Genomic DNA, 4,983 nt, shown 5'->3' with positions numbered 1-4,983 from the left:
ACATCACGCAATTTCCTGTCGATGATCAAACTGGCATCCGTCAGGCTGTGGATCGAGTTTTATGAGTCCGCTGCCTAGTCTGCCAGCACCATTCAAGTACTTTCACAGTGGCCCGGAGATTATCCGACGTGCGATCATGATAGACATTGGGTTTGGCTTTCCACTTTCGCTCCGAAACATTGCGGATCTTTTGGAACCTGGTCGCAGTCCTCATAGCATCAAATTGATTTTCCGGGGGAGTCGGGTTTGTTGCAACACTGCCAGTCTCTGCCGAAACCGGGATTGTTCAACGATCCCTTCGACGCTGCCTCGAAAAATTATATTCAGGATTTGATAGACTGCGAACATTTGTTCGCATAGCGTCCTGATATCATCGATTTAGGGAGTATTCATGATGATCGTCAAGTCTCTGCGCCGTGCGTCCCGCTACATTGCGACTGCCGCAGCCATCGGTCTGCTTGCCGGCTCGGCCGCTGTCGCCGAAACGTCATTGCGCTTCGCCCATTTCTCGGTCGTTGACGACCCCAATCACCGCGCCGTTGAGGCTTTGGCGGAAATGGTGGCTGAAGGGACCGGAGGCGAGCTGTCCATCAAGATTTCGCCCAACTCGCAACTTGGCGGCGAGGTAGATGTGGTTGAGGGAATCCTGCTCGGCACGATCGACATGGCACCGCCGTCGGCGGCTGTCCTTGCCAACTGGGTCCCTGAAATGAACGTGCTCAACATGCCGTTCGCCTTCCGTGACTGGGATCACTACCGCAGCGTTCTGAATGGTCCGATCTTCGATGAACTCAGCGCCGCAGCTGCCAGCAAGGGAATCAGGCTTCTGGGCTTTATGACCTCCGGCCCGCGCCATATTATGAGCAGCATGCCGGTCAATTCGATGGAGGATCTGGCCGGACTCAAGGTGCGCACGGTGCAGAACCCCGTACACGTCGCTACTTTCAATGCCTTTGGTGCCAACGCCACTGCGATCGCATATCCCGAGGTTTACAGCGCTCTGCAAACCGGAGTTGTAGACGGCGCTGATGCTGCAAACACAAATTACTATACACAGAAATTCTACGAGGTTGCCCCGCATTGGGCGCAAGTAAGCTGGTTGTTCTACACCAACCCGATCGTGATCTCCGAACGCAAGTTCCAGAGCCTGACAGATGAGCAGCAAGCCACCCTGCTTGAGGCGGGCCGCAAGGCAGGTCAGAGCCAGCAAGACGATTGGCAGCAATCCGACGCTGATCTGCTCAGTGTGCTTCAGGAAAATGGTGTGACGGTCACCGCGCCCGATCCGGCACCATTCCGTGCGGCGGCTCAGGGTATTTATGACGAGTTTCTCACCACGGACGCCCAGAAGGCGATGCTGAAACTGATTACCGAGTGAGCGCAGCCCTATGAAACGGGTGCTTGGCACCATACGCTCGATTTCAACCGGCATGGCCATTATCTGCTACGGATACATGGTCGTGGCGGTGATCGTGCAGGTATTGGGGCGGTATCTCCTTCCTATAGGGATCGGTAATGCGGTCGAAACTGCGGCCTTTGCGCAGGTCTGGTTGGCCTGCATCGGGGCCGGTCTCGCGCTTCGGCACGGGGCGGTCTTTGCTGTGGATGCTTTGCCAGCCATGCTGGGCATTGGCATGGCGCGCCTCGTTTCGTTATTGATCGCTGCCGGATCGCTCGTCTTTCTTGGTGTGCTGATCTATGGTGGCATCCTTCTCACGCGGCAGGGCGCGTTCCAGACCTCGCCCACCCTGCTTTTGCCGATGTGGGTGGTGTTCGCCGCGGTTCCCGTCGGCATGAGCTTCATGGCGATCGAAGTGATCGCCCGTGTCATAGAGCGATGGAACGATCCCTTCGGGCAACATTTTGATCAGACGGATGTCGCATGAGCCTCTTCGGAAGCCTCGCTCTCGTGCTGCTGGCAGGCGGCGTGCCAATCTTCTTCGTGTTGGGGCTGACGGCGCTTGCGGTGGTGATTATGGCCGATCTGCCGCTCGTGCTTCTTGCACACCGGTTCTATTCTGGCCTCAACAGCTTCACTCTTATGGCGATCCCGTTCTTCATCCTTGCAGGTCTGCTGATGGATGCTGGTGGGTTGTCGCGGCGAATCGTCGATTTCTCCATGGCGTTGATTGGTTGGGTTACGGGCAGCCTGTTGATGGTCGCCATCGTAGCCGCGACGGCATTGGCGGCCATGTCAGGTTCGGGCAGCGCCGACACGGCGGCGGTTTCAGCGGTGCTGCAACCGGAATTGCGCAAGCGAGGTTACAATGTCGATTTCGCGGCAGCCTTGATCTCGGTGGCGGGGACGCTGGCGCAGATTATTCCGCCCAGCCTCATGCTGGTGCTGATCGGGGTCATCAATAACCAGTCGATTGGAGCGCTTTTCCTTGCCGGTATCCTGCCCGGCCTTCTGGTCTTGCCTGGTTTGTTCTTCATCGCCTATCGCCACGCGATTAAGGGCGGCCCGCAATACCGTGCGTCCGAGGCTTTCGACCTTGGCCGCCTCGGGCGCACATTCGTCGCCGCGACTCCGGCCTTCGGGCTGGCGGTTATCATCATGGGCGGTATCCTTGGCGGTATCTTCACGCCCACCGAAGCCTCGGGTGTCGCGGTCGGCTACGCGCTGTTTGTCGGGGCGTTCATTTACCGCGAACTGACTTGGAAACGCCTGCACAAGGCGTTTGTGCAGGCCAGTGCTTTTACAGCCGGCATCCTGATCCTTGTTGCCGCCGCGTCGACATTCAACTGGCTGATCGCGAATGCTGGTGTGCCTGAGCAGGTCGAACAATGGTTTGCAACAAACATCACCAATGTATTCGCCTTCTTGCTGATCGTGAACCTTTTGCTCATGGGCCTCGGTATGGTGATGGAGAGCCTCGCCATTATCTTGCTGCTCAGCCCGATCCTGCTTCCCATCGCCCTGAGTTACGGGCTGCACCCGGTGCATTTCAGTGTCGTGGTCGTGTTCAATTGTGCCATCGGGATGGTGACGCCCCCACTTGGTGGTGCCGTCTTTGTCGCTGCCACAATCGCACAGCGCCCCTTCCTGTCGGTCGTCCGGCATGTGTTCAAACCCTGGGTTTGGATGACAATTGTCCTGCTGATCATCACCTTCATACCCGAGATCACCCTCATCCTGCCGCGCATGGCGGGGTATATCGACTGACCCGAAAGGCCGATCATGACCCAGTCCGACAGACAGGAAGGTGCGTTGACCGGCAAGACCGCCATCGTAACCGGAGGCGCGTCAGGCATTGGGCGTGCGGCGGTGGAACGCTTTGCACGCGAAGGCGCGTATGTGATTTGTGCGGATCTGGATGCGACGGCGGCGCAGGCGTTGGCCGCCAGGTTGGTTGCAGATGGCTTGGCGGTCGAAGCGACGGAAACCGACGTAACGGATGAGAGTTCCGTCACGGCTATGGCATCGATGGCGCTTAAGGTCACCGGGCGCATCGACACAGTTCTCGTCAATGCGGGCATTATGGTCGAAGGTGACGTATTGTCGGTGTCGCTTGCTGCCTGGACACGGGTCATGAACGTCAACGCCACCGGGAGCTTTCTGACCGCGCGCGCGGTGATGCCGCATCTGATCGACACCTCGGGCACATTGGTGTTTACCGCCTCGACCGTCGGTCTGTCGGGTATGAAGGGGGTCGCGGCCTATTCCGCCAGCAAGGGCGCAGTTGTCGCGCTGACCCGGCAATTGGCGGCGGACTATGCCGACAGGGGCGTGCGGGTGAACGCCATCGCGCCGGGCGCTGTGCGCACTGCTTTGTCAGAGTCGCAGTTTCGCGCCCGCGCCCGTGACGATACCCATTTCAACGAACTTTTGGCCCAGGTGATTGGCCGCTATCCGATTGCCCGCTGGGGTCAGCCAGAGGAGATCGCGGAGGTCATGCTGTTTCTCGCTTCTGACCGCTCGTCCTGGATGACGGGGCAGATCATTCCGGTGGACGGTGGGTTGCTCGAACTGCGTTAGGGCCACCGATGCGGGCAGGGAGATTTGGCACTTGATTCAACGATGCTTTGGGAGTGTGCGGATTGCCTGACAAAGACCTCACGAAATTGTTCGATGAACGCCGGATCGAGGCGGTGCTGATCGATTATTGTGCGTATCTCGACCGGATGGACCTTGCCGCACTGAGCGCGTTGTTCACGGAGGATTGCACGGTAATCTATGGCGACAATCCCGCCCTGCGATCCCAAGGGCGCGCGGCGCTTGTTACGTCACTGGCGCGGATGTGGCGCTGGGCGCGAACGGCGCATCACCTGTCGAACCCGCGGATAAGGTTCACCGATGAATATCGGGCCGAGACCGAAAGCCACGTGCTTGCGTGGCACGAAGCCCCCGATGGACGCACCGCTACGCTTTTTGGCCGCTACCTTGACCGGCTCGAAAAACAGGGCGGCGATTGGCGGATCGCAGAGCGGCGCATGGACATGAATGGCGCGGACAGCGGCTTCACGCTGCCGCTGCCCCGCGCACCACGCGCGGCACCCCCAGTAGGATGGCAAAAGCCCGAGGGTCTGTAAGCCATACGCGCGGTACGAGACCAAACGCCACCTTCGCCCTTCGGATTTTACGGGCCTGTGGGCCGTGTCAGAAGGATTCCGATTGAGCCGGGCAGAGCGGTCTCGTAGCCTTTGCTCATGATGAAAACAGACCCCTTCAAGTACTTTCACAGCAGCCCCGAAATTATCCGGCTGGCTGTGATGATGTACGTTCGCTTTCCACTTTCGCTCCGCAACGTTGAGGATCTACTGCACGAACGCGGCATAGACATCAGCCACGAAACTGTGCGGTTCTGGTGGAATAGATTTGGCCCGATGTTTGCCGCTGAAATCCGCCGAAAACGCGTGCAGCAGACGCGGTCGTATTCGAACTGGCAGTGGCACCTGGACGAGGGTGTGCCGCGAGGCTCCTGCATATGAAGCGGGTGCCGAGCTGCACGAAAGATGAGGGAGGGCCCCTCGAAGCCGGCC

The 4,983-nt window shown here is 58.9% G+C and carries 5 protein-coding genes and 1 pseudogene; all 6 read left to right on the top strand.

The annotated features are described in order from the left end of the window. Nucleotides 1-391: 391 nt before the first annotated feature. The gene (locus LC354_RS26265; RefSeq protein WP_223428912.1) at nucleotides 392-1,378 is read left to right on the top strand and encodes a TRAP transporter substrate-binding protein; all 987 of its coding nucleotides are present in this window, start codon (nucleotides 392-394) and stop codon (nucleotides 1,376-1,378) included. A 10-nt stretch (nucleotides 1,379-1,388) separates the two neighbouring features. Next, nucleotides 1,389-1,886: a TRAP transporter small permease gene (locus LC354_RS26260; RefSeq protein ID WP_223428911.1), complete on the top strand. Its 498-nt coding sequence runs from the start codon at nucleotides 1,389-1,391 to the stop codon at nucleotides 1,884-1,886. Next, complete coding sequence (locus LC354_RS26255; RefSeq protein ID WP_223428910.1) at nucleotides 1,883-3,166, top strand: TRAP transporter large permease; 1,284 nt, start codon at nucleotides 1,883-1,885, stop codon at nucleotides 3,164-3,166. The genes LC354_RS26260 and LC354_RS26255 overlap by 4 nt, the downstream gene beginning before the upstream one ends. Nucleotides 3,167-3,181: 15 nt before the next feature. Further along, on the top strand, nucleotides 3,182-3,979 hold the full coding sequence (locus LC354_RS26250; protein WP_223428909.1) for an SDR family NAD(P)-dependent oxidoreductase: 798 nt from the start codon (nucleotides 3,182-3,184) through the stop codon (nucleotides 3,977-3,979). A gap of 62 nt (nucleotides 3,980-4,041) precedes the next feature. Then, on the top strand, nucleotides 4,042-4,533 hold the full coding sequence (locus LC354_RS26245; protein WP_223428908.1) for a nuclear transport factor 2 family protein: 492 nt from the start codon (nucleotides 4,042-4,044) through the stop codon (nucleotides 4,531-4,533). Nucleotides 4,534-4,650: 117 nt separating this feature from the next. Beyond that, nucleotides 4,651-4,905, top strand: a pseudogene (locus tag LC354_RS26240) (IS6 family transposase); the annotation flags it as partial. Nucleotides 4,906-4,983: the final 78 nt, after the last annotated feature.

The sequence above is a fragment of the Tateyamaria pelophila genome (assembly GCF_019966495.1).
Classification (GTDB): domain Bacteria; phylum Pseudomonadota; class Alphaproteobacteria; order Rhodobacterales; family Rhodobacteraceae; genus Tateyamaria; species Tateyamaria pelophila.
The sequence above is the reverse complement of the archived record's forward strand: the minus strand, read 5'-3'. Positions and strand labels throughout refer to the sequence as shown.